The sequence below is a fragment of the Terrabacter sp. C0L_2 genome (genome assembly GCF_036352015.1).
Lineage (GTDB): Bacteria > Actinomycetota > Actinomycetes > Actinomycetales > Dermatophilaceae > Terrabacter > Terrabacter tumescens.
On record NZ_CP143557.1, the window covers coordinates 2,013,914 to 2,035,712 of the forward strand.

A 21,799-nucleotide genomic window follows, 5' to 3' on the forward strand; every position below is an offset into this window, starting at 1 on the left:
TAGGCTGGCCGTCATGTCCGGGTACGTGGCCGTCGCAGCGGTGCTGGGGGCGGGCGTCCTGCTCGTCACGGCAGCCATGGTCGTGCGGCGGCTGCTGGCCCCGCGGGCCCCGCACGCGGCCAAGCTCGCGACCTACGAGTCCGGCGTCGACCCCGTCGGCGAGGGCTGGGCGCAGACGAAGGTGCGCTACTTCGTCTTCTCCTTCCTCTACGTCGTCTTCGCCGTCGACGCGGTCTACCTCTTCCCGTGGGCCACCGTCATCCGCGACGCCGACCTCGGCCGGGCGAGCCTCGTCGAGATGGGCGTCTTCATCGGCGTCATCGTGCTGGGCCTCGCCCACGCCGGTCGCCGCGGCCTCCTGAGGTGGGTGTGATGAGCGAGCAGCCCGTCAAGCAGCCGCGTCCGGTCAGCCTGCCGATGCCGACGGTCGGTCCCGCCTCGATGGGCGTCCTGGGCGGCCACGCACCCAAGCCGATCAAGGTGGTGCTCAACTGGGGCCGGCGCTACTCGCTGTGGGTCTTCAACTTCGGGCTCGCCTGCTGCGCCATCGAGTTCATCGCCGCGTCGATGGGCCGCCACGACTTCATCCGCCTCGGCGTCATCCCCTTCGCGCCGGGCCCGCGCCAGGCCGACCTCATGGTCGTCTCGGGCACCGTCACCGACAAGATGGCACCGGCGATCCGCCGCCTCTACGACCAGATGCCCGAGCCGAAGTACGTCATCTCCTTCGGCGCCTGCTCCAACTCCGGCGGTCCCTACTGGGACTCGTACTCCGTGACGAAGGGCGTCGACCAGATCGTGCCCGTCGACGTCTACGTCCCCGGCTGCCCGCCGCGCCCCGAGGCCCTGCTGCACGGCATCATCCGCCTCCAGGAGCAGATCGCGAGCGAGCGCCTCTCGGCGCAGAAGCTCAAGGGGAGGTATGCCGGCACCCGCGTCGGGAGCGCCGGTGACGTCCGTCGTCCCCTCCTGCGCCGTGGCACGACCCCGACCGAGGACGGCACGTGAGGGTCACCGACGTGCGCGACGTGCCCTTCGGGGAGTGGGCGAGCACGGTGCTCTCGCTCCGCGAGGAGGGCTACGCGTACTTCGACTGGCTGACGGCCGTCGACGAGACCGACCGTGAGGGCGACGACGCCGGCTTCGACGTCGTCTGCCACCTGCTCGACACGCGCGAGCCGAGGTCGCTGCGGTCGGTGCTGCTGCGCACCCGGGCGCCCGAGGGGCTGCCCGTCCCGTCGCTGACAGGGATCTTCCGGGGCGCGGCGTGGCACGAGCGCGAGACCCACGAGATGTTCGGCATCGAGTTCGACGGCTTCGACGACGGCTCCGGCCTCGGCCTGCGACCGCTCCTGCTGCCCGAGGGCTTCGAGGGCACGCCCCTGCGCAAGTCGTTCGTCCTGGTCGCCCGCGCGTCCAAGGCGTGGCCCGGCGCCAAGGAGCCGGGGGAGGGCCACGACTCGGCCCGCGCGCCCGGCCGGCGCCGCGTCCAGGCGCCCGGTGTGCCCGGCCCCGAGTGGGGCCCGCGATGAGCGGCCTGCCGCCGTGGCTCGAGGTCGTGGTCCGCGCGGCCGCCGTCCTCGCGGCCTTCCTCGTGCTGCCGCTGCTCGTCGGCCAGACCGAGCACAAGGTCATGGCACACATGCAGGGCCGCCTCGGGCCGATGTATGCCGGTGGCTTCCACGGCTGGGCGCAGCTCGTCGCCGACGGGGTGAAGTTCGTCCAGAAGGAGGACATCACCCCGGCCCGGGCCGACCGGTGGGCGTTCCGGCTCGCGCCGTTCGTCGCGCTGATCCCCTACCTCGTGGCGCTCGCCGTCATCCCGCTCTCGCCGACGGTGGTCGGGGCCGACGTCGACGCGAGCGTCGTGCTCGTCCTCGCCGTCATCGGGGTCGGGGTCATCGGCACGCTCATGGCCGGCTGGGCCTCGGCCAACAAGTACTCCCTGCTCGGCGCGATGCGCGCGGCCGCCCAGCTCGTGTCCTACGAGCTGCCGATGGTGCTGGCCGTGGCGTCGGTCGCGCTCGCCGCCGGCAGCCTCTCGCTCGTCTCCATCGCCGAGGCCTGGAAGCCGTGGTGGCTGCTCTGGCAGATGCCCGGCGCCATCGTCTTCCTCGTCGCGGCGCTGGCGGAGCTGCAGCGGCCGCCCTTCGACATGCCGCTCGCCGACTCCGAGATCGTCTTCGGCGCGTTCACCGAGTACACCGGGCTCCGCTTCGCGCTCTTCCTGCTCGCCGAGTACGCCGGCATCGTCGTCATGTCGCTGCTCTTCGCCGTGCTCTACCTCGGCGGCTGGTCCGGCCCGTTCGAGCAGTGGCTCGGCTGGCTGTGGACCCTGCTCAAGGGCTTCCTCGTCGCGGTCGTCGTCATCTGGCTGCGCGTGTCGTGGCCGCGCATGCGTGAGGACCAGCTCCAGCGCCTCGCCTGGGTCTGGCTCGTCCCGATCGCCCTGCTCCAGCTCGCCCTGACCGCCGTCGGCGTGGTGATGACCTCATGACCCTCAACGGAAGGCAGGTGGGCGGACGTGGGTGACGGCATCCTTCCCGGGCTCGTCAAGGGACTCGCGACGACGGCGAAGTCGCTGACCCGGCACACGCACACGGCCGAGTACCCCGACGTCTCGCCGGCGCTGCCTCCCCGGTCGCGCGGCGTCATCGCGCTCACCGAGGAGAACTGCACCTCGTGCATGCTCTGTGCGCGCGAGTGCCCCGACTGGTGCATCTACATCGACTCGCACAAGGAGGAGCTGCCCCCGACGACGCCGGGTGGGCGCGCGCGCCAGCGCAACGTCCTCGACCGCTTCGCCATCGACTTCTCGCTGTGCATGTACTGCGGCATCTGCATCGAGGTGTGCCCGTTCGACGCGCTCCACTGGAGCCCCGAGTTCGAGTACGCCGAGCTCGACATCCGCGACCTGCTCCACGAGAAGGACCGGCTCGGCGCGTGGATGGCCACCGTCCCCGCCCCGCCGGCCCTCGACCCCGGCAGCGCCGACCCCGCCGAGGTCACGGCCGCGGCCAAGCCTCCCCGGGCGGCCGGCGCGGCCGGCGCTGCTGGTGGTACGCGTGGGGCGGGCGCCGCAGCGCGCCCGACCCGGGTGCGCAAGGAGGCCGCGCCGGCTCCGGCCAGCACGACCAGCCCACCCACCACTGACGCGACGCCGTCCACCGCGACCGCGCCCAGCACCGAGACGGCACCGGCCGCGACGCCTCGTCCGGCGACGCCCGCCGCCGAGCAGACGCGGGTCATGCCCGCCGTCGAGCGCACGGCAGCCTTCCCCGTCGTCGAGCAGCCCCCCGTCACCCCACCCGCCGACGAGGCCGAGGCCGAGCAGGCCGCCGGTCAGGCTGCGGCGCACGGGGACTCGACGCAGGTGCTGCCCACCGTCTCGACCGAGCCCACCGACGAGGAGGGTCGCGAGTGACCACCCGCGACATCGTCTTCGTCGCGGTGGGCGCCGTGACGGCGCTCTCGGCGCTGCTGTCGGTGACGACGAAGCACGTCGTCCACGCGGCACTCTGGCTGCTCGTCTCGCTGGGGTCGCTCGCCGGCGCCTACCTCGTGCTCGGGCAGGAGCTCGTCGGCCTCGTCCAGCTGCTCGTCTACGTCGGCGCCATCGTCGTGCTCGTCCTCTTCGCCCTGATGCTGACGCGCGCGCCCATCGGTCCGCACGCCGAGATCGACACCCCGGGCTGGCAGCGGGTCGCCGGGGCCGTCCTCGGCGGCGCGACGACGGCGCTGCTCGCCTCGCTCCTGCTGCCGCTCTTCGCCGGCGCCACCGCCGACCTCGACCGGCCCTCGACGACGACGCCACAGATCGCCCAGGCGATCTTCGGCACGTGGGTCTGGCCCTTCGAGCTGCTCTCGGTGCTGCTCCTCGTCGCCCTCGTCGGGGCCTTCGCGGTGTCGCGCATCGTCCTGCGGCGCGACGGTGCCGACCGCCACGACGCCGACCACCGCGACCAGCCCGACAGCCGTGACGACGGCGACCGCGCCAACGCGCCCACCGCGGCCATCTCCGAGCCCGGGACGGAGAGGGTCGGATGATCCACCTCTCGCTCCCGTCCGCCCTCGCGGCCCTGCTCGCCGGCCTCGGCGTCTACGGCGTGCTGGCCCGGCGCAACGCGGTGCTCGTGCTCATCGGGGTCGAGCTCATCCTCAACGCCGCCAACCTGCTGCTCGTCACGGCCGGCTCGCGCCCGGGTGCGCCGCTCTCGGCCGGCCCGGTCATCACGCTCTTAGTCATCACCATCGCGGCCGCCGAGATCACGGTGGCGCTCGCCATCATCCTCGTGATGTTCCGCCGCACCGGCCACATCGACCTCACCGCCGTTCCCGACCTGTCCGACGAGCCCGAGCCGACGGGGGAGGGCGCCCCGTGAGCTGGATCGTGCGGATGATCGTCGTGCTCCCGGCGCTGGCGGCCCTCGTGGGGCTGCTCGCCCGGCGCCGGCGGGCCGTCGCGGCCGGCGTCGCCATCTCGGTCTCGGCCTACGTCGCGGTGCTCGGGCTCATCCAGTGGGTCGCGCCGTCGCGCTCGGCCGACATCGACACCATCGGCGGTCTGCCGCTCGGCGACCTGTCGGTGCCGCTGCACCTGCTGTCCGACCGGGTCTCGGGGCTCGTGTCGTTCGTCGTCGCGCTCGTCGTGCTCGGCATCCAGGTCTTCACGGTCTGGTATCTGCGTGACGACGCGCGCTACGGCCAGTTCGCCGCCACGGTCTCGCTCTTCGCCACCGGCATGCTGCTGCTCGTCCAGTCGGGCGACCTCGTGCTCATGCTCGTCGGCTGGGAGATCATGGGCTGGTGCTCGTGGCTGCTCATCGGCCACGACAGCGAGCGCGCCGCGGCGAGGCGGGCGGCCTACAAGGCGTTCCTCGTCACCCGCGTCGCCGACATCGGCATGGTCGTGGGCATCGTCGCGCTCTCGGTGCGGGCCCGCTCCACCGATCTCATGGCAGTGCTCACCGCGACGGGCAACGGCACGCTGCTGACCGTCGGTCTCGTCGGCGTCGTCATCGGCGTCGCGGGCAAGTCGGGCCTGGTCCCCTTCCACGACTGGCTGCCCGACGCGATGGAGGGCCCGACGCCGGCGTCCGCCCTGATCCACGCGGCGACCATGGTCGCGGCCGGCACCTACGTCATCGCGCGCCTCTTCACGCTCTACGCCGAGAACGACACGGCCCGAACGCTGCTCGCGGTCCTCGCGGCCGTGACGATGGTCTACGCCGCCCTGCTCGCGCTCGCCCAGACCGACCTCAAGCGGATGCTCGCCTACTCCACCCTCAGCCAGATCGCGATCATGCTCTCGGCGCTCGCGGCAGCGCCCGCCGAGCTCGGTCCCGGTGCCGGCATCTCGCACCTGCTCGGCCACGCGTTCTTCAAGGCGCTGCTCTTCCTCGGCGCCGGCTGGCTCTCGGTGCTCGCCGGCGGGACGGCCATCGCGGCCCTGCGCGGTCGGCTCCGCCCGACGGGCGCGCTCCGCTGGTCGATGGGCATCGGCCTCGCCGCGCTGGCCGGGGTGCCGCCGCTCGTCGGCTTCTTCACCAAGGACACCGTCATCGACGCCGCCCTCGAGGGCGCCGCCGCTGGCGGTGGCCTCCGCGCCTGGCTCGTCGTCGTCGCGCTCTTCGTCACCGTCGTGCTGACCGCCGCCTACTGCACCCGGGCCTGGCTGCTCCTCGACACGCCGGTGGCAGTGACGGGTGAGCTGCCCGACACCACCCCTGCCGTCGTCGCCCAGGAGGACGTCGCCGTCGTGACCACCGCCGACAGCGCCGACGACGCCGTGGTCGAGCGCGTCCACGCCCACGGGCACGCCACGATCACCCTGTCCGCCGCGCTCGTCGTCTCGGTCCTCGCGGCGCTCACCGTCGTCGGCACCCTCTTCCTCGCGAGCCTGCGCGGGGGCGTCCATGTCGGCCTCCTCAGCGCGCTGCTCTCGCTCCTGCTCCTCGCGGGCGGGGCGTATGCCGTGTGGTCCCTCAGCGACCGCGGCCGGGTCGACGTCGCCGACCGCATCCCCGACCGCGTGCGCGAGCCCGCCGTGCGCGGCTTCGGCGTCGACACGGCATACGTCGCCGTCGGTCGGGCCGTCACCACGGTCGCGCGGCTCGTCGTCGCCCTCGACCGCGACGTCGTCGACGCCTACCCGCGCGCGACCGCCGTCGTGGCTCGCGCCGCGGGCCGGGCGGGGGAGCGGGGCCATCGCGGTGTGCCGTCGCTGTCGCTGCTCAGCCTGCTCGTGGGCGTCGTGGTCGTCGCGATCCTGGGGGTGACGGCATGGCGCTGACCCTGATGCTCCTGCTGCCGCTGCTCGGGGCGATCGCCTGCATCGCCATCCCCGGCGAGTCCAGGGTCGAGCGCGTCATCGCCCTCGGATCCACCGTCGTGACAGCGGTGCTCGCCGTCGTCGTGGTCTGGGGTCGCCACGAGGTGGACGTGCCGTGGATCCGCTCGCTCGGCGTGCGCTGGCACTTCGGCGTCGACGGCATCTCGGCCGCCCTGGTCCTGCTGACGGCGCTGCTCACCGTCGCCGTCGTCGCGCACGCCCTGACCGGTCCGATCCCCCGGGGCGGCACCGGCTCGACGTTCCTCGGCTGCATCCTGCTCGTCGAGACCGGGGCGCTCGCGACCTTCATGGCCCGCGACGCGATCCTCTTCTTCATCGCCTTCGAGGTCGTCCTCGTGCCGATGTGGGTGCTGGTGCGCCGCTTCGGCGACGACCACGTCCCCGACGAGACCCGCGCCGACGCGGCCGGGCGCTTCGTGCTCTTCACGGTGCTCGGCTCGACGCTGATGCTCGTCGGCATCCTCTTCCTCGTCCACCACCAGGGCACGAGCGACCTCACCGTCCTCGCCGAGCGCCACGGCGCCGGCCTGTCCCGGTCGCTGCAGGTCGCGATCGCCGCCCTGCTGCTGCTCGGCCTCGGCATCAAGGTGCCGCTGTGGCCGCTGCACACGTGGCTGCCCTCGGCGCACACCATCGCGCCCACGGCCGGCTCCGTCCTGCTCGCGGCGGTGCTGCTCAAGATGGGCACCTACGGCATCGTCCGTCTCGCCGTGGCCACCGTGCCCAAGGGCGTGGCCGAGCTGAGCCCGGTCCTGGCCCTGCTCGGCGTCGTCGGGATCCTCTGGGGAGGTCTGGCCTGCCTCGTCGAGCGGGACCTCAAGCGCCTCATCGCCTACAGCTCCGTCGCGCACATGGGCTTCGTCGCGCTCGCCATCGCGTCCGGCAGCGAGACGGGCCTCCAGGCGGCGCTCTTCGGCAACATCGCCCACGGTGTCGTCGCGGCCCTGCTCTTCTTCGTCGTCGGTGACCTCAAGGAGCAGTGGGGCTCGTCCGACCTCCACGTCGCGCGGGCCGCCCTGCGCGACAAGGCTCCCCGTTTCGGGCTGGCGCTCGTCGTCGGCCTCGCCGCCGCCCTCGGGCTCCCCGGCCTCGTCAGCTTCTGGGGAGAGTTCCTCGCGCTGTATGCCGCGTGGTCGCCCGCGCCCGACCGCCCCGTCGCGCTCCTGCGCGTCTGCGTCGTGCTCGGTGCCGTGGGCCTCGCGCTCGCGGCCGCCTACTCCCTCCGCGTCGCCCGCATCGTGTGGGCCGGGGAGGGCAGCGAGGCCGCTCAGGGGCCGGCGGCCGAGCCGGTGGCCGACGCCCACGGCGCACGCTGGGCCGTCGTCGTGACGCTCGTCGCCGTCATCGTCGCGCTCGGCGTGCTCCCTCACCTGCTGCTCGGCCTCTCGCACGCCTCGACCTCCGGCCTGCTCGCCGGTCTGGGGGTTGCGCCGTGAAGGGCCTGACCATCGACTACGCCACGCTCCTGCCGGCCCTGGTGCCCGTCGCGGGCCTCGTGCTCGTGCTCGTCGCCGACCTCGTCAACCCGCGTCTGCGACAGCTGCCCTACGCGATCGCCGGCGTCGCCGCGCTCGGGACCGCGGTCGCGACCGTGCCCGGGCTCGCGCTCGGCGGCGGGTCGACGCGCGAGACCTTCTGCCTGACCGGGGGCACGAGCACCCGAGGTGCGCTCCCGTCGGTCGAAGGCCTGCCCCAGCGGTGCCTCTGGCAGGCCGACGCGCTCGGCAGCACGCTCCAGCTCGCGGCCGCCGTGGCGGCCGTCGTCTGCATCGCGCTGGCGTGGCCGCGCACCCGCCGTCGGCGGCCCGACGACAGCACCCGCGAGCCGGTCGAGGCGGTGCTGCTGCTCGCCGCGCTGGCCGGTACGGTCGTCGTTGCCGCGAGCCGCGACGTCGGCACGTGGCTCGTCGCGCTCGAGCTCGCGACGCTGCCCGTCATCGCCCTCGTCGCGCTCTCCGGCCGGCGCTCCGCCGTCGCGGGGGCGACGCAGCTGCTCGTCACCTCGCTCGTGTCCTTCGCGCTGCTCGTGCTCGGGGTCGCCCTGTGGTTCGCCGGGACGGGCAGCCCGTTCCTGACCCCGGACGCGGCGCTGTCGTCGGGCGGCGCCTTCGCGGCACCCGGCACGGCGTCGGTGACGATCTCGGAGGCCTCGACCGCCGTCGTCTTCCCGTCCGTCTCGGGCGGGGTCGTGGCACTCGCGACGGTCCTCATCGTGGCGGGTGTCGGCTTCAAGCTCTCGCTCGTGCCGTTCCACGCGTGGACGCCCACGGCATACGCCGGCTCGTCGGTGCCCGTGGCGACGTTCCTCGCGACGGTCTCCAAGGTCGCCGCGCTGGCAGCGCTGCTCGTCGTGCTGCGCGCGGTCGCCGTGCTCGGCACCCCCGCCGTGCTGTCGATCGCGCTGCTGGCCTCGCTCAGCATGACGCTCGGCAACGTGATGGCCCTGCGCCAGGACGACGTCGTGAGGCTGCTCGCGTGGTCGACGGTCGCGCAGGCCGGTTGGGTCGTGCTGCCCCTCGTCAGCATCTCCGCGCTCGGCGTCGGGGCCTCGGCCACCTACCTGCTCACCTACGTCGTCGCGACGCTCGTCGCCTTCTCGGTCGTCGCCGTCACGCTGCGCGACGGGCCCGGGCGCGGCCGCTCGATCAAGGACTACGACGGGCTCTGGCAGCGCAGCCCGTGGCGGGCCGGCGCCCTCGTGCTCGCCCTGACCTCACTGGCCGGGCTCCCGCCCGGTGTCATCGGCCTCGTCGGCAAGATCACCGCGCTGCGGCCGGTCGTCGCCGAGGGCTGGGTCTGGCTCGCGGTCGTCGCCGCGGCCAACGCCGTTCTCGGTGTCGCGGTATACCTCCGCTGGCTGCGGGCCGTCATCACCGAGCGGGTGCCCGAGATCGGTCCGACTGCGGGCGGCGAGGACCACGCGGTCGCAGCGACGACAGGGCGCCGGCCCGTCGTGGTCGCCGGGCTCGTGCTCGCCTCGGCCGTCCTCGTCGTGGTCAGCGTCCAGCCGGACCTGCTGCTGCGTCTCCTCGGCTGACACCGGCTGACCACCTGCTCCGGCGGCCGCGAGCGGCTGGCGCACGGTGACACGGAACGGCCCCGGGACCTCGGTCCCGGGGCCGTTCCGTCCGGTCGTGGCGCCGTGTGGCGGGGGCGCCGACCGAGGTCCGGTGGTCAGGCGGTCTGCGGGATGGTCCTCGCGTGGCCGGCCTGGGCCCTCGCCTCGTCCTCCGCGGTCTTCGCGTGGCGCAGGCCGAGCAGGGCGAGGGCCAGCAGGAGAGCGGCTCCCACGAAGGCGCCGATGGCGGCGTAGAAGGCGATGGTGCCCATCGTGCCGAAGGCGTAGGCGTTGAGGAGCAGGCCCCGCAGGGTGTTGCCCATGAAGAGCGTCTGGCGCAGCTGGCCCAGCTCGGCGACCTTGGCCTGGTCGGCGTTCGGGTCCTTCGACATCTTGAGGAACTCGCCCGAGACCTCCTCGTACGTGCGGTTGTTCGATGCGGCGTTCATGTGGACGAGGATGTAGTGGTCGGCGAAGGCCTTGGCCTGGTCGCCGGTCGTCATCTGCTGGCCGGCGTACTGCAGGAGCGCGTCCTTCTGGGCCTGGGTCTCGAGGGCTGCCGCGGCCGGCATCGTGATGTTCTGCTGGCTCAGCTGCTCGTGCACGTTGTTGGCGACGAAGCTGCTCGCGTACATCAGCAGTCCGCCGGCGACCACGAGCACGGCGGCCATGATGAGGCCGGTCCACGAGATCAGCTTGTCGAGTGTCTTGCGCATCGTTCGCTTCTTTCATCGGAAGGGTGTCGGTTTCCCCAACACGGCCAAACTACTACCGCACGTAGTAGTTGAGTTGCCGTTTCAACGAGTCCGGTTTGAGGTGTGTGTCACATCCCGGGGCCCGGGAGCCACGTCCAGCGGACTCCCAGAGGACTCCCAGCGGGAACACCACCCCGGACCCGGTCGTTCACCCGACATGCACAACCACTTCAACGGGCTCAAGACGGCCGCCCTCTTCGGCGGCATCTGGGCCCTCCTGCTCGGCATCGGCGCGCTCGTCGGTAACGGGCGCTTCATCTGGGTCTTCGCGCTCATCGGCATCGCGACGACCTTCTACGGCTACTGGAACAGCGACAAGCTCGCGATCCGCGCCATGCACGCATACCCGGTCTCCGAGGCGCAGGCGCCGGCGATGTACCGCATCGTCCGCGAGCTCTCCACGGCCGCAGGCAAGCCGATGCCGCGCCTCTACATCAGCCCCACCCAGGCCCCGAACGCCTTCGCGACGGGCCGCAACCCGCAGAACGCCGCCGTCTGCTGCACCGAGGGCATCCTCGGCCTGCTCGACGAGCGCGAGCTGCGCGGCGTCCTCGGCCACGAGCTCATGCACGTCTACAACCGCGACATCCTCACGAGCTCGGTCGCGGCCGCCATCGCCGGCGTCATCACCTCGATCGGTCAGATGCTGATGTTCACGAGCATGTTCGGTGGCGGGGGCTCCGACGAGGACCGCCCCAACCCCTTCGCCCTGCTCGCGATGAGCCTGCTCGCACCGCTCGCCGCGATGATGATCCAGATGGCGATCAGCCGCACCCGCGAGTACGACGCCGACGAGGACGGCGCCAAGCTGACCGGCGACCCCCTCGCCCTCGCCTCGGCGCTGCGCAAGCTCGAGTCCGGTGTGGCCCGCGCACCGCTCGCCCCCTCGCAGGACATCGTCAACGCGAGCCACATGATGATCGCGAGCCCGTTCCGGGCGCAGGACGTCACGCGCTTCCTCTCGACGCACCCGCCGATGGACCAGCGCATCGCGCGCCTCGAGAGCATGGCCGGCGGTCCGCTCCACCGCTGACCCCGACCGCGACGCGGCAGTACGGCATCCCGGGCGACGGCCGGGCGCTCCATCTGGCAGGCTCGCCCCTATGCGCAGTCTCACCCTGGCCGAAGCCCGCGAGCGATCCTCGCTGATCACCGTCACGTCGTATGCCGTCGAGCTCGACCTCGACCAGGGTGCGGAGGTCTTCGGCTCGCGCACGGTCGTCCGCTTCACGTGCGCCCGGCCGGGTGCCGAGACGTGGGTGGACCTCAAGGCCCGCTCCGTCGAGACGGTCTCGCTCAACGGCGCGCCGCTCGACCCCGACGCCGTCACCGACGGCCGCCTGACCCTGCCGGACCTCGCAGCCGACAACGAGCTCGTCGTCGCGGCGACGATGGCCTACAGCCACGACGGTCAGGGCCTTCACCGAGCCACCGACCCCGCCGACGACCTCGACTACGTCTACGGCCACCTCTTCCTCGACGCGGCCCCCAGCGTCTACGCCTGCTTCGACCAACCCGACCTCAAGGCGCCCTACGACGTGACCGTCCACGCGCCGCTTGACTGGACGGTCATCGGCAACGGCGCCGCCTCGCAGGTCGGTGCCGGCACGTGGACCCTCGCGACGACCAAGCCGCTCGCGACGTACTTCATGACGGTGTGCGCGGGACCCTACGTCTCCGTGCGCGACGAGCACGACGGCATACCTCTGGGGGTGCACGCCCGGGCGTCGCTGCGCGAGCCGCTCGAGCGCCACGCGGCAGAGCTTTTCGACGTGACCAAGCGGTCGTTCGACTACTTCCACGGGCTCTTCGGCATCCGCTACCCGTTCGGGGAGTACCACCAGGTCTTCGTCCCGGAGTTCAACGCCGGCGCGATGGAGAACCCCGGCTGCGTCACCTTCCGCGACCAGTACCTCTACCGCGGCGCGGCGACCCGCGACGAGCTGCTGACGCGGGCCAACACGGTCAGCCACGAGATGTCTCACATGTGGTTCGGCGACATCGTCACGATGAAGTGGTGGGACGACCTCTGGCTCAACGAGAGCTTCGCCGAGTACATGAGCCACCGCTGCCTCGTCGACGCCACCGAGTACACCGACGCGTGGGTCGACTCCTCGATCGTGCGCAAGGTCTGGGGCTACGGCGCCGAGCGCTCCCCGTCGACCCACCCCGTCGCCGGGGTCGAGGCCCTCGACGCGCAGTCCGCGCTGCAGAACTTCGACGGCATCTCGTATGCCAAGGGCGCCGCCACGCTGCGCCAGCTCATCGCGTACGTCGGTGACGAGCGCTTCATCGCCGGGGTCCGCGCGTACCTGACCGACAAGTCCTACGGCAACGGCACGCTCGCCGACTTCCTCGGCGCCATCGAGACGGCGAGCGGCAAGGACCTCGAGGCGTGGTCGCGCGCGTGGCTGCTCACGGCCGACCGCGACACCCTCTCGGTCGATGTCGAGGAGCAGGGCGGCGTCGTCGAGTCCGCCGTCGTGCGCCGCGAGTCGCCCGCCGACCGCCCGGCCGACCGGCCCCACGCGTTCGACGTGGCCGGCTGGACCGACGGGCGCGAGCTCGGTCGGGTCGCCGTGACGGTCACCGGACCGGAGACGGCCCTCGCCGAGCTCGAGGGCACGCCGGAGCCGGCCGTCCTCGTCCCGAACGCCTCGGACCTGACGTGGGCGCGGGTGCGACTGTCGGACTCGACGGTCGCGGCGCTGCCGTCGCAGCTGGGCCAGATCCCCGACGAGCAGGCCCGGGCCGTCGTCTGGTCCTCGCTCATCGACGGCGTGCACGGCGCGACGGTCTCGCCCGAGGCGTTCCTCGACGTCTTCGACGCGGCCTGGCCGCACGAGACGAACTCCTCGATCCTGACGCGGGTCGCGGCCTACGCCGAGCACCGCGTCGTGCCGTGGTTCGTCCCGCGCGACCAGCAGGACGCGGCGGTGGCCCGCCTCAACCGGGCCGGCGTCGGTCTGCTCGAGCGGGCGGCCGCCGGCACGACCGAGTCGCTGGCGGCGGCCCGTCTCGTGGCGGGCACGAGCGACGACGAGACGCTGCTGCGGTCGTGGGCCGACGGCCAGGGCCTGCCGGCAGGTCTCGAGGACGACGGTGACTTCCGGTGGATCGTCGTGCGCAACCTCGCCGCGCGCGGCCTCATCGACGCCGACGACGTCGACGCGTTCCGTGCCAAGGACGACACGCTCCAGGGCGGCCTCAACGCGCTCATGTGCCGCGCCAGCCTGCCCGACGCCGACGCCAAGGCGTGGGCGTGGGAGCAGCTGACGGGCCGCAACGGCCGCTCCAACTACGAGATGGTCCACCTCGCCCGCGGCTTCTGGGTCGCACCCGACGACGCCCTCGTCGAGGACTACGTCGCGCGCTACTTCACCGACGTCCCGGCGATGTCGGCGTGGGTGGGGGAGGACGCCCTCTCGCGCGTCGTCCTCGTGGCCTTCCCGCGGGTCTTCACCGACGAGACGGCACGCCTCAGCGCCGAGACGATCGCGCGGGACGACCTGACGCCAGCGGTCCACCGCTCCCTCGTCGACGCCGACGCCGAGCTGCGCGAGGCCCTCGCGTCCCGCGCGACGTTCGGCGCCGCCGTCTGACGGCGGTGGCTGCCTCGGTCCCGAGCCCCGACGAGCTGCCCGGCGTCGTCCGTGCCACGTGCGACCTGCACCTGGCGCTCCTCGGCGAGCACGCGCCGGGGCTCGTCGAGGGACTCCACCTGCACGGCTCGCTCGGCTTCGGCGGAGAGTTCCACGGCGGCAGCGACATCGACTTCGTCGCAGTGACGACCCGGCGGGCGACCGACGCCGACGTCGAGGTGCTGCGCCGGGTGCACGCCGAGATCGACCGGCGCCGGGCCGAGCCGGCCTACGACGGCTTCTACGTCGTGGCGGCCGATCTCGCCGGCTCGCCCGACGTCGTGCCGGACGTCCCCGGGGTGATGCACCAGTGGTTCGACGTCGGCACCCACGGCGACGTCAAGCACATCACCTGGCGAGAGCTGCGCGACCACGGGGTCACCCTGTGGGGCAAGGACCTTCGCGACCTGGCCATCTGGAGCGACGACGCCGCCCTGCACGCCTCGACCCTCGAGAACCTCGACACCTACTGGCGCTCGCAGCTCGAGGCGATGGAGCACCACCCGCGCGAGGCGTCGCTGCCGCAGGCCGCCGAGTGGGGAGCCCTCGGCGCGCCTCGTCTCGTGCACCTGCTCGTCACCGGCCGTCCGACGTCGAAGTCCGGGGCCGGACGGTGGGCTCTGGAGACCTACCCGCAGCACCGCGAGATCGTCGAGGAGGCCCTGCGCGTGCGCGAGCGCCCCGACGAGCCGTCGACGTATGCCGCCGACCCGGGCCGTCGTCGTCGCGACCTCGTCGCGCTGATGACCGAGGTCATCGCCGACGGCGTCGCCGTCACCTCGCTGCCGTCGACCGGCGCCCAGGGACCTGCGACGTGACGTCCGAGAGGGCCGTCCCCGGGCAGGGTTCCTGGGTCATCGAGCTGGCCGACGTGCGCGACGCGGCCTGCGAGGCGTTGCTGCGCGACTACTACGTCGACGTCAGCGACCGGTGGTACCAGCACCGGGAGGGCCGCGACTCGACGCCTGAGGAGATCGAGACCGGCCTCCCGCAGATGCGCAGCGACGACCTGGCCCCACCGACGGGGGAGTTCGTCGTGGCCCGGCGCGCCGATGACAGCGCCGTGCTGGGAGGCTGCGTGGGGCTGAGGCTCCTGCGCGACGACACCGGCGCCCGGGTGGCCGAGCTGCGCCGCCTCTACGTGCGGCCTGAGCACCGCGGGGCCGGGCTCGGGTCGGCGCTGCTGGCCACCGCCGAGGAGATCGCCCGCGTCTGGGGCGTGTCCGCGATGCGCCTCGACACCCGCCTGGACCTCGAGGAGGCCAGGGCGCTCTACGTGCGGCACGGGTGGGTCGAGGTGCCGGCCTTCTCCGACGCCTTCTACGCCGAGGTCTGGTACGCCAAGCCCCTGACCTGAGCGGCGCCGCCACCTGTTTGGTGGAGCTTTCCCGGCACCAGGCGCCGGAAGATCTCCACGAACCCCCGGTGGCTGGGCCGTCGCGCCGTCCGGCCCCTGCGGCGCGCGGAGCTCAGTTCGGCGCCCAGGCCCGCACCAGCTCGCGGAAGGCGGCGGCCGCGTCGTGTCGGCGCCCTGCCGTCACCGCACGGGCACGGTCGTAGCGACCTCGGGCGTCCTCGAGCTGGTCCGTGATCCAAAGGGCGACCGCGGGGTCGACCGACCCGGAGCCGAGCTCGCGGGTCACCGCCTTGGCCGCCACCATCCGGTCGACGGCCTCGCGCACCTGCTCCGGTGGCGGCGCCTCGTCGAGCAGCTCCACGAGGTTCATCGGCGGGGTGGCGGAGCCGTGCAGCCGCATCCAGTGCAGCGCCGCCGCGGGACGCAGGGCATAGAAGACGCGCTTCAGCACGACCTCGTCACCGTGCGGGGCCCCGCTGCGCTCCCACTGCCCCTGGCCGACGTGCAGGTAGTGGCGACCGACGAGGTGCGGGTCGACGAGCGCGGCGCAGACCGCCCCGAGGGCGTCGCGGAAGGCGGGGTCACCGGAGTAGACGAGGGGCGATCGCAGCCACTCGCTGACCGTCGCGTTGCCGTTGGCAGCGAGCCTGACGGCCTTGACGAGGTCCCACCCGTTGACGTCGAACACGGCATCGAGCGGGGTCTCGATGACGTCGCGCGGGGGCCATGGGTCGAGGTAGTCGTCCAGGCGGCGGACGAAGAAGAAGCGGCAGTCGTAGTCGCTGTCCGGGGACGGGAATCCCCAGGCCCGACTGCCGCTCTCGATGGCCCACGGGACCGCGACCCCGTGCTCGTCGCAGACCCCCGCGAGACGTCCGTCGATCTGCGCGACGACGTCGGGGTCCATGTCGGGGGCGAGGTGACGCATGCGCGCCATCATCACCCGAACCGTGGGCTGGGAGGAGTCGACACGGCATACGCCCTCGGTCCCACGGCAGCGGTCCGCCGTCTGTCGCGTTCGTCCCCTGTACGTCCTGGGGTGTGGTTCGATGCGCGGATGGGAGCAGGGGCGGCGCCGGCCGTCGGCGGGTGGCGTGGCGCCTTCGCGACCCTCGTGAGGTGGGGTCCGCTGGCCTTCTGGAGCGTCCGGGGGTCCTACCAGTTCGTCGGTCCCGGGGCGGCGACGGCCGTCGTCGCAGGTGCGCTCGTCCTGCTCGTGGGCCTGCGCGGCGCGGCCGTCCTGCTCGAGGTGCACGGGCTGCGTGTCGCCGGGCGTCCTCGGCCGGGGACGGGTCAGGTCCTGCGGCTGGTGCTCACGACGCCCTCGGCGCGGCTGGCCTCGACGCCGGAGGCGCCCGGCCTGCTCTACCTCTGGCGCGGGCACCTGCGCCGCGAGGGTGCGGCGCGGCGCGACCTCGAGCACCATCGCGGGGGGCGCGTGACGGTCACCGTGCTCTACAAGGACCCCGAGAGCAAGCCGGTGCCCGACGTCCCGCCCTTCTGTCGGCGCTCGTTCACGGTGCACGTCGAGGGCGATGTCATCACCTCGAACCGCAGCCACCCGCTCGTGCTGGGCGACCCGGAGACGTTCTGGGCGACGCTGGTCGCCGACGCCGCCGCGGGCGACCTCACGGTCCTGCGCCGGGGCGGCGACATGTGCGTCGTGGCTCGGGTCAGCTACCCGCGTGGCGCGAGGTTCGCCGTCGTCATGGCCGAGTCGGACTGGGACCTGGTGCGCGCGGGGCACCCGGCGCGACCTGCCGCGAGCCACGCCCCAGGGGTCACCAGGGGCTGGGCTCGTAGTCCTTGACGAAGCAGCCGTAGAGGTCCTCGCCCGCCTCGCCGCGCACGATGGGGTCGTAGACGCGGGCCGCGCCGTCGACGAGGTCGAGCGGCGCGTGCCACCCCTCGGCCGCGATGCGCAGCTTCTCGTCGTGCGGGCGCTCGTCGGTGATCCAGCCGGTGTCGACGGCGGTCATGAGGATGCGGTCGGTCTCGAACATCTCGCCGGCGCTCGTGCGGGTCATCATGTTGAGCGCGGCCTTGGCCATGTTGGTGTGCGGGTGGCCGGGCCCCTTGTAACGGCGGGAGAACTGGCCCTCCATCGCCGAGACGTTGACGACGTAGGCCCGTCGCGCCCCGGCGGCGACGGCAGCGCGCATCGCCGGGCGCAGCCGCGAGACGAGGATGAAGGGGGCCGTCGAGTTGCACAGCTGCACCTCGAGCAGCTCGAGGGGGTCGACCTCCTCGACCTTCTGGGTCCACGAGTTGTTGCGCTGGAGGTCGGGCAGCAGGCCACCGGCGTCGACCGCGGTCCCGGCCCGGTGCGCCTCGAGGCTGGCGTGGCCGGCCGACAGGGCGAGGGCGGTCATCGACGCGGCGGTCTGCGCGGCGATGGCGTGCTCGACCGACTCGCCGTCGTGGTGGGCGACGGCGTGGCCGCCCAGCGCGCCGGCGATCGAGGCCGGGTGCGCCTCGCTGATGCGGTCGAAGGTCACCATCTCGGGCAGCGTCACGCCGTCGGGCAGCGGAGCCGACTCGAGCTCGACGAGGTTGCTGTAGGCGCCGGGGGAGCGGCGCACCGTCTGGGCGGCGTTGTTGACGAGGATGTCGAGCGGCCCGGCAGCCGTGACCTCGTCAGCAAGGGCGACGACCTGGGTGGGGTCGCGCAGGTCGATGCCGACGATCTTGAGCCGGTGGATCCAGTCGGCGCTGTCCTCCATCGAGGCGAAGCGGCGCATCGCGTCCTTGGGGAAGCGCGTCGTGATCGTCGTGTGCGCGCCGTCGCGCAGCAGGCGCAGGGCGATGTACATCCCGATCTTGGCGCGGCCGCCGGTGAGCAGGGCCCGCTTGCCCGTCAGGTCGGTGCGCTGGTCGCGCTTGGCGTGGCTGAAGGCGGCGCACTCGGGGCAGAGCCAGTGGTAGAAGGCGTCGACGAGGGTGTAGTCGCTCTTGCAGATGTAGCACCCGCGCGGGTTGATCAGCTCACCCGCAAAGGCTCCGGTTGCATTGGAGACCAACGGGATTCCCTTGGTCTCGTCGTCGATCCGCATCGGTGAGCCGGTGGCCGTCGACTCGATGACCTGCCGGTCGGCCTTGCGCTCGGCCCACGTCTTGGCGTTGCGCCGGTCCTTCTTGAGCCGCTTGTACATCAGCGACGCAGCCCGCTTCAGGGTCTCGAAGTCCGGGTCGTCGATCTCGAGCGAGGGCGCGAGGGCGAGCACCCGGACCGCGGTCGCGACGTCCTCGGGGTCGAGGTGCACGACGGCAGCGGGGTCCAGCTCGTTCTCGGTCTCACTCACCGCGCAAGGGTACGCGTGGGCCACCGTGTCACCCCAATCGCCGAAGAGAGGCGGCCCCGGTCGTGCTCTCGGCGCGCGGCGAGCCTCCGGAGCCAGTAACGTCCGGCGACATCACTTCTGGACGACACACGGGGGCTCACATGACGTCGCGGATCCGACTCGTCACCGCACTGGTCAGCGCATTCCTCACCATGGGTCTGGTCGCCGTGCCGGCGCTGGCCACGACGATCAACACCAGCATGGGCGGATACGCCTGGCACTCCACGTCGGGCCACTGGGGCGACGAGAACACGGCCTCCGGTACCTCGATCAGGCTGGAGAACTGCCGCACGACGAACTCCTCCTACACATTCAGCTACACCGTGGTCACTCTGTGGCGTCAGCGCGGAGCCCTGCCCGACGAGACCCGCGGTGACCGCACGTACTACTGCTACAACGGCGTCACCCAGAGCTGGTCCACGCCGAGCTCGGACACGTACTACTTCGAGACGGCCTCGATCTGGAACCAGAGCGGCGTCGCCTGCGTGCTGAGCTGTCGGCTGAGCGCCAACCCGGTTCGGATCGGGTTCTGACAGCGCCGGCCACCGCGGCGACGACTCCATGAACCTTGCTTCGGTCACCTTCGGGTACCGCAGGCGGGGGCGCCCGGTCCTCGACGACCTGACGTGGGCGGTCCCCGCGGGCCGCACCGTCCTGCTCGGGCCGAACGGTGCCGGCAAGTCCACCCTGCTCGGGGTCGCGGCCGGCGTCCTGCTGCCGCGTCGCGGCCACGTCGAGGTGTCGGGCCTGCAGTTCGGCCCCTCACGGCGGCGCGTCCGCGACTACTCCCGCGGCGTCGGGTGGATGCCACAGACCGTCCGACCGATCCCCGGCCTCCGGGTCGTCGAACAGGTGGCGTATGCCGGGTGGCTGCGTGGGCTCGGACGCGCGGAGGCGTCGGAGCGGGCTCTGGAGGCGCTCAAGCTCGTCGACCTGGCCGACAAGCGTGACACCCCGGTCCACCAGGTGTCGGGCGGCCAGCTCCGACGCGTCGGCCTCGCCTCGGCCGTCGTCCACCGTCCGCCGCAGCTGCTGCTCGACGAGCCGACGGCAGGACTCGACCCGGCGCAACGCGAGCGGTTCCGTGCCCTGCTCGACAGCGTCCTCGTCGGCTGTGACGTCGTCGTCTCGACGCACCAGGTCGACGACCTGTCCGAGTCCTACGACCACGTCGCCGTGCTCGTCGACGGACAGATCCGGTTCGTCGACACGATGGCCGCGTTCCTCGCCGTCGCCGATGACGACGAGCCGCGGCGTGCGGAGGTCGCCTACCGCCGGGTGACCGCCGGAGCGACGGTGGGGGACGGCTCGTGACGCTCCGCGCCAGGCTGTGGTTCGTCGGGGCGTGGTGGCTCGTCCCTGCGATGACCGGCCTCGGGGTCTGGTTCGTCTCCACGACCCGCGTCGGCACCGACGGCTACCCCCTCTCGTCGGCCGTCAAGGCCCTCGAGTCCACCGCCCTGACCTACGGCCTCGCGGCGGCTGCGGGCGCTCTCGCAGCGTCGCGCCTGCGTGCTTCCGGTGCCTTCGACCTACCGCTCGTCCGCGGGCGCCTTCGCGTCGTGGCCGACGTGGTAGGCCCGATCGCAGGATCGGCGCTGGTCGCCGTCGCGATCACGATCTGGTGGAGCCAGCTGCGCGACGGGGCGCTCGGCTGGCCGGGCTGGTCCGTCGTCGTGGCCCAGGGCTTCCTCCTCGTGGCTGTCGTCTGCGTCGGCGTCGCTGTCGGTCGGCGCGTCGTGGGCTGGTTGGCCGCGTCCCTGGCCGTCGTCCTCGTCTACGTGTCGCTCGGCTTCCCGGCGGCGATCGAGCCCCTGTGGGTCCGTCATCTCGTCGGACTCTCGTCCGGTGGGTGCTGCCGCATCGACCAAGGCGTGGACTTCAGGGTCGTCATCGCGAGCATCGCTGTCTCCGCTGGGGTTTCGGCGTGCGCGGTCGGCATCGCGACGTTGCCGGCGCGCGCAACCGGACGCGCGCCAGAGCGTGTACGCGTCGCGGTCGTGGCCTTGGTGTGCCTGGTCGTCGGTGTGGTGGCCGGCGCCGGCGCGGTCCTTGGGATGGGGCCGGATCCCGTGTCGGACAGGCCGGGCGGCCCGGAGTGCGCGGAGGCCCGACCCGGCGTGCAGGCGTGCGTCTGGCCCGAGCACCGCCCGGCCCTTGCGCACTACCTCCCGCTGCTCGACGCCGTGGCACGGACCGAGGCAGCGGCGGGGCTCGAGCCCACCACCGTCTTCACGGAGTCGAGGTCCGAGGACGCGACCGCCGCCCGTCTCTACCTCAGGCTCACGTCGGACCTGCGCACCCGCACGGAGGACGTCGTACGGGCGCTCGTGCCAGACACCGGCGAATGCCTCACTCCCGACGGGCTGCCCGTCCGTCAGGCCTCGACGACCGACGTCGACGACGTCCTCCTGCTGAGGGACTGGTGGAGCCGACACCTCTCGGCCGCAGGGTCGGGCGGCGCCGAGCCGGGCTCGGCGTCCCCGCTCGACGCTCTGGCGCCGGACGACCGTCGTCGGTGGGTCTCGGCGACCACGGCGGCCCTGCGGTCCTGCACGGCGACGACGCCTGTCCCCGACCCATGACGTGGTTCGCCCGGTCCCGCCGCCTCCCGCTCCTCACCGCGCTGGCGGTCCTCACGGTGGCCGCGACGTGCGTGCTCGTCGACGCACTCGCGCCGTTGCCCACGCTGGGCTCGCGGGGGCTGTCGGCCACGGCCTCGGGTCTCGGGCTGCCCGCCGCACTCGCCCTGCCCGTCCTGACGGCGCTGCTCGTGGTCGGCACCTCGGTGAGCGCCTGCCCGGACGAGGAGGTGGCGAGCGCCAGGCCCCTGCGGCTCGTCACGGTCGCGGTGCTGGTCGGACTGCTGGTCGTCGCGTCAGCAGTCCTGCTCCTCGCGGCCGGTCTCACGGACAACCTTCTGCTCGTGGCCTCCGCACGCAACCTCGTCGGTACGACCGGCCTCGCGATGCTGCTGCGGCGGTGGCGCGCACCCCGCCACGCCCTGCTCGTCGTCGTGGTCGTGGCGCTGGCGACGTTCGTGCTGGGCGACCGCGCCGATCCCGAGCCCTGGGCCTGGCTGCTCGCCGCTCCCTCCTCCGCGTGGGCGGCGGGCGTGGCAGCGGCGCTCGCCGTGACGGGGACGTGGCTCGGCACGGGGCGTGCCGCTCACCGGCACGGCTCGTGAAGCAGGGCCCTCATGACGTATGCCGTCCGGCCGGCTCCCGTCCCAGCCACCGGGAGCGTGGTGGCGGGGACGGAGCGGGGCGGACGGCATACGCGATCGGGAGACGTT

At 72.8% G+C, this 21,799-nt stretch carries 22 protein-coding genes; 19 read left to right on the forward strand and 3 right to left on the reverse strand.

Features of this window, described 5'->3' with window-relative positions; all coding sequences use genetic code 11:
* The first annotated feature begins 13 nt into the window (after window positions 1–13).
* Genes U5C87_RS09360 through U5C87_RS09405 form a run of 10 tightly spaced genes read left to right on the forward strand, consistent with a single transcriptional unit; the run spans window position 14 to window position 9,389 of the window.
* Entirely contained in the window at window positions 14–373 is a 360-nt protein-coding gene (locus U5C87_RS09360; protein WP_330476306.1) for an NADH-quinone oxidoreductase subunit A, read from the forward strand.
* Window positions 373–1,008 (forward strand): NADH-quinone oxidoreductase subunit B, encoded by a 636-nt coding sequence (locus tag U5C87_RS09365; protein ID WP_443082113.1) that lies wholly within the window; start codon window positions 373–375, stop codon window positions 1,006–1,008. The genes U5C87_RS09360 and U5C87_RS09365 overlap by 1 nt, the downstream gene beginning before the upstream one ends.
* On the forward strand, window positions 1,005–1,532 hold the full coding sequence (locus U5C87_RS09370) for an NADH-quinone oxidoreductase subunit C (protein ID WP_330476307.1): 528 nt from the start codon (window positions 1,005–1,007) through the stop codon (window positions 1,530–1,532). Before U5C87_RS09365 ends, U5C87_RS09370 begins: the two co-directional genes overlap by 4 nt.
* Window positions 1,529–2,497 (forward strand): NADH-quinone oxidoreductase subunit NuoH, encoded by a 969-nt coding sequence (gene nuoH / locus U5C87_RS09375; RefSeq protein ID WP_330476308.1) that lies wholly within the window; start codon window positions 1,529–1,531, stop codon window positions 2,495–2,497. The genes U5C87_RS09370 and nuoH overlap by 4 nt, the downstream gene beginning before the upstream one ends.
* Before the next feature lie 27 nt (window positions 2,498–2,524).
* Window positions 2,525–3,424 carry a NuoI/complex I 23 kDa subunit family protein gene (locus U5C87_RS09380; protein WP_330476309.1) on the forward strand — a complete coding sequence of 300 codons (900 nt, stop codon included), beginning with the start codon at window positions 2,525–2,527 and terminating at the stop codon, window positions 3,422–3,424.
* Window positions 3,421–4,047 carry an NADH-quinone oxidoreductase subunit J family protein gene (locus tag U5C87_RS09385; RefSeq protein WP_330476310.1) on the forward strand — a complete coding sequence of 209 codons (627 nt, stop codon included), beginning with the start codon at window positions 3,421–3,423 and terminating at the stop codon, window positions 4,045–4,047. The genes U5C87_RS09380 and U5C87_RS09385 overlap by 4 nt, the downstream gene beginning before the upstream one ends.
* Window positions 4,044–4,382, forward strand: a complete 339-nt coding sequence (nuoK, locus tag U5C87_RS09390) for an NADH-quinone oxidoreductase subunit NuoK (RefSeq protein ID WP_330476311.1) — start codon at window positions 4,044–4,046, stop codon at window positions 4,380–4,382. The genes U5C87_RS09385 and nuoK overlap by 4 nt, the downstream gene beginning before the upstream one ends.
* The gene (locus tag U5C87_RS09395) at window positions 4,379–6,292 is read left to right on the forward strand and encodes an NADH-quinone oxidoreductase subunit 5 family protein (protein WP_330476312.1); all 1,914 of its coding nucleotides are present in this window, start codon (window positions 4,379–4,381) and stop codon (window positions 6,290–6,292) included. Before nuoK ends, U5C87_RS09395 begins: the two co-directional genes overlap by 4 nt.
* On the forward strand, window positions 6,283–7,788 hold the full coding sequence (locus U5C87_RS09400) for a complex I subunit 4 family protein (protein ID WP_330476313.1): 1,506 nt from the start codon (window positions 6,283–6,285) through the stop codon (window positions 7,786–7,788). Before U5C87_RS09395 ends, U5C87_RS09400 begins: the two co-directional genes overlap by 10 nt.
* Window positions 7,785–9,389 carry an NADH-quinone oxidoreductase subunit N gene (locus U5C87_RS09405; protein WP_330476314.1) on the forward strand — a complete coding sequence of 535 codons (1,605 nt, stop codon included), beginning with the start codon at window positions 7,785–7,787 and terminating at the stop codon, window positions 9,387–9,389. The genes U5C87_RS09400 and U5C87_RS09405 overlap by 4 nt, the downstream gene beginning before the upstream one ends.
* 137 nt (window positions 9,390–9,526) lie before the next feature.
* On the opposite strand, the gene U5C87_RS09410 is transcribed toward U5C87_RS09405, so the two are convergent.
* Entirely contained in the window at window positions 9,527–10,126 is a 600-nt protein-coding gene (locus U5C87_RS09410; protein WP_330476315.1) for a hypothetical protein, read from the reverse strand.
* Window positions 10,127–10,322: 196 nt separating this feature from the next.
* Here U5C87_RS09410 and htpX point away from each other — a divergent pair, with 196 nt between their 5' ends.
* The 4 genes from htpX to U5C87_RS09430 all read left to right on the forward strand — a co-directional run bounded on the left by htpX (window position 10,323) and on the right by U5C87_RS09430 (window position 15,163).
* Window positions 10,323–11,198 (forward strand): zinc metalloprotease HtpX, encoded by an 876-nt coding sequence (htpX, locus tag U5C87_RS09415; protein WP_330476316.1) that lies wholly within the window; start codon window positions 10,323–10,325, stop codon window positions 11,196–11,198.
* Window positions 11,199–11,268: 70 nt separating this feature from the next.
* A complete protein-coding gene (gene pepN, locus U5C87_RS09420) occupies window positions 11,269–13,767 on the forward strand; it encodes an aminopeptidase N (protein WP_330476317.1) in 2,499 nt (832 codons plus the stop codon).
* Between the two features lie 5 nt (window positions 13,768–13,772).
* Window positions 13,773–14,624 carry a hypothetical protein gene (locus U5C87_RS09425; RefSeq protein WP_330476318.1) on the forward strand — a complete coding sequence of 284 codons (852 nt, stop codon included), beginning with the start codon at window positions 13,773–13,775 and terminating at the stop codon, window positions 14,622–14,624.
* The gene (locus U5C87_RS09430) at window positions 14,621–15,163 is read left to right on the forward strand and encodes a GNAT family N-acetyltransferase (protein WP_330476319.1); all 543 of its coding nucleotides are present in this window, start codon (window positions 14,621–14,623) and stop codon (window positions 15,161–15,163) included. Before U5C87_RS09425 ends, U5C87_RS09430 begins: the two co-directional genes overlap by 4 nt.
* A gap of 112 nt (window positions 15,164–15,275) precedes the next feature.
* On the opposite strand, the gene U5C87_RS09435 is transcribed toward U5C87_RS09430, so the two are convergent.
* Window positions 15,276–16,091, reverse strand: a complete 816-nt coding sequence (locus tag U5C87_RS09435; RefSeq protein ID WP_330476320.1) for a nucleotidyltransferase domain-containing protein — start codon at window positions 16,089–16,091, stop codon at window positions 15,276–15,278.
* 129 nt (window positions 16,092–16,220) lie between these two features.
* Here U5C87_RS09435 and U5C87_RS09440 point away from each other — a divergent pair, with 129 nt between their 5' ends.
* On the forward strand, window positions 16,221–16,973 hold the full coding sequence (locus U5C87_RS09440) for a hypothetical protein (RefSeq protein WP_330476321.1): 753 nt from the start codon (window positions 16,221–16,223) through the stop codon (window positions 16,971–16,973).
* Here the strand turns inward: U5C87_RS09440 and U5C87_RS09445 are convergent.
* Window positions 16,945–18,465, reverse strand: a complete 1,521-nt coding sequence (locus tag U5C87_RS09445) for an SDR family NAD(P)-dependent oxidoreductase (protein WP_330476322.1) — start codon at window positions 18,463–18,465, stop codon at window positions 16,945–16,947. The genes U5C87_RS09440 and U5C87_RS09445 overlap by 29 nt on opposite strands.
* 140 nt (window positions 18,466–18,605) lie before the next feature.
* On the opposite strand from U5C87_RS09445, the gene U5C87_RS09450 reads away from it, so the two are divergent.
* Genes U5C87_RS09450 through U5C87_RS09465 form a run of 4 tightly spaced genes read left to right on the forward strand, consistent with a single transcriptional unit; the run spans window position 18,606 to window position 21,691 of the window.
* On the forward strand, window positions 18,606–19,037 hold the full coding sequence (locus tag U5C87_RS09450; RefSeq protein WP_330476323.1) for a hypothetical protein: 432 nt from the start codon (window positions 18,606–18,608) through the stop codon (window positions 19,035–19,037).
* A gap of 28 nt (window positions 19,038–19,065) precedes the next feature.
* On the forward strand, window positions 19,066–19,818 hold the full coding sequence (locus tag U5C87_RS09455; RefSeq protein WP_330476324.1) for an ATP-binding cassette domain-containing protein: 753 nt from the start codon (window positions 19,066–19,068) through the stop codon (window positions 19,816–19,818).
* On the forward strand, window positions 19,815–21,089 hold the full coding sequence (locus U5C87_RS09460; RefSeq protein ID WP_330476325.1) for a DUF7224 domain-containing protein: 1,275 nt from the start codon (window positions 19,815–19,817) through the stop codon (window positions 21,087–21,089). Before U5C87_RS09455 ends, U5C87_RS09460 begins: the two co-directional genes overlap by 4 nt.
* The gene (locus tag U5C87_RS09465; protein WP_330476326.1) at window positions 21,086–21,691 is read left to right on the forward strand and encodes a hypothetical protein; all 606 of its coding nucleotides are present in this window, start codon (window positions 21,086–21,088) and stop codon (window positions 21,689–21,691) included. The genes U5C87_RS09460 and U5C87_RS09465 overlap by 4 nt, the downstream gene beginning before the upstream one ends.
* Window positions 21,692–21,799: the final 108 nt, after the last annotated feature.

Coding starts and splice junctions, on each gene's coding strand:
- U5C87_RS09360 (WP_330476306.1), top strand. CDS start 14: ATGTCCGGGTACGTGGCCGTCGCAGCGGTGCTGGGGGCGGGCGTCCTG.
- U5C87_RS09365 (WP_443082113.1), top strand. CDS start 373: ATGAGCGAGCAGCCCGTCAAGCAGCCGCGTCCGGTCAGCCTGCCGATG.
- nuoH (WP_330476308.1), top strand. CDS start 1,529: ATGAGCGGCCTGCCGCCGTGGCTCGAGGTCGTGGTCCGCGCGGCCGCC.
- nuoK (WP_330476311.1), top strand. CDS start 4,044: ATGATCCACCTCTCGCTCCCGTCCGCCCTCGCGGCCCTGCTCGCCGGC.
- U5C87_RS09400 (WP_330476313.1), top strand. CDS start 6,283: ATGGCGCTGACCCTGATGCTCCTGCTGCCGCTGCTCGGGGCGATCGCC.
- U5C87_RS09410 (WP_330476315.1), bottom strand. CDS start 10,126: ATGCGCAAGACACTCGACAAGCTGATCTCGTGGACCGGCCTCATCATG.
- htpX (WP_330476316.1), top strand. CDS start 10,323: ATGCACAACCACTTCAACGGGCTCAAGACGGCCGCCCTCTTCGGCGGC.
- pepN (WP_330476317.1), top strand. CDS start 11,269: ATGCGCAGTCTCACCCTGGCCGAAGCCCGCGAGCGATCCTCGCTGATC.
- U5C87_RS09435 (WP_330476320.1), bottom strand. CDS start 16,091: ATGCGTCACCTCGCCCCCGACATGGACCCCGACGTCGTCGCGCAGATC.
- U5C87_RS09440 (WP_330476321.1), top strand. CDS start 16,221: ATGGGAGCAGGGGCGGCGCCGGCCGTCGGCGGGTGGCGTGGCGCCTTC.
- U5C87_RS09450 (WP_330476323.1), top strand. CDS start 18,606: ATGACGTCGCGGATCCGACTCGTCACCGCACTGGTCAGCGCATTCCTC.
- U5C87_RS09455 (WP_330476324.1), top strand. CDS start 19,066: ATGAACCTTGCTTCGGTCACCTTCGGGTACCGCAGGCGGGGGCGCCCG.
- U5C87_RS09465 (WP_330476326.1), top strand. CDS start 21,086: ATGACGTGGTTCGCCCGGTCCCGCCGCCTCCCGCTCCTCACCGCGCTG.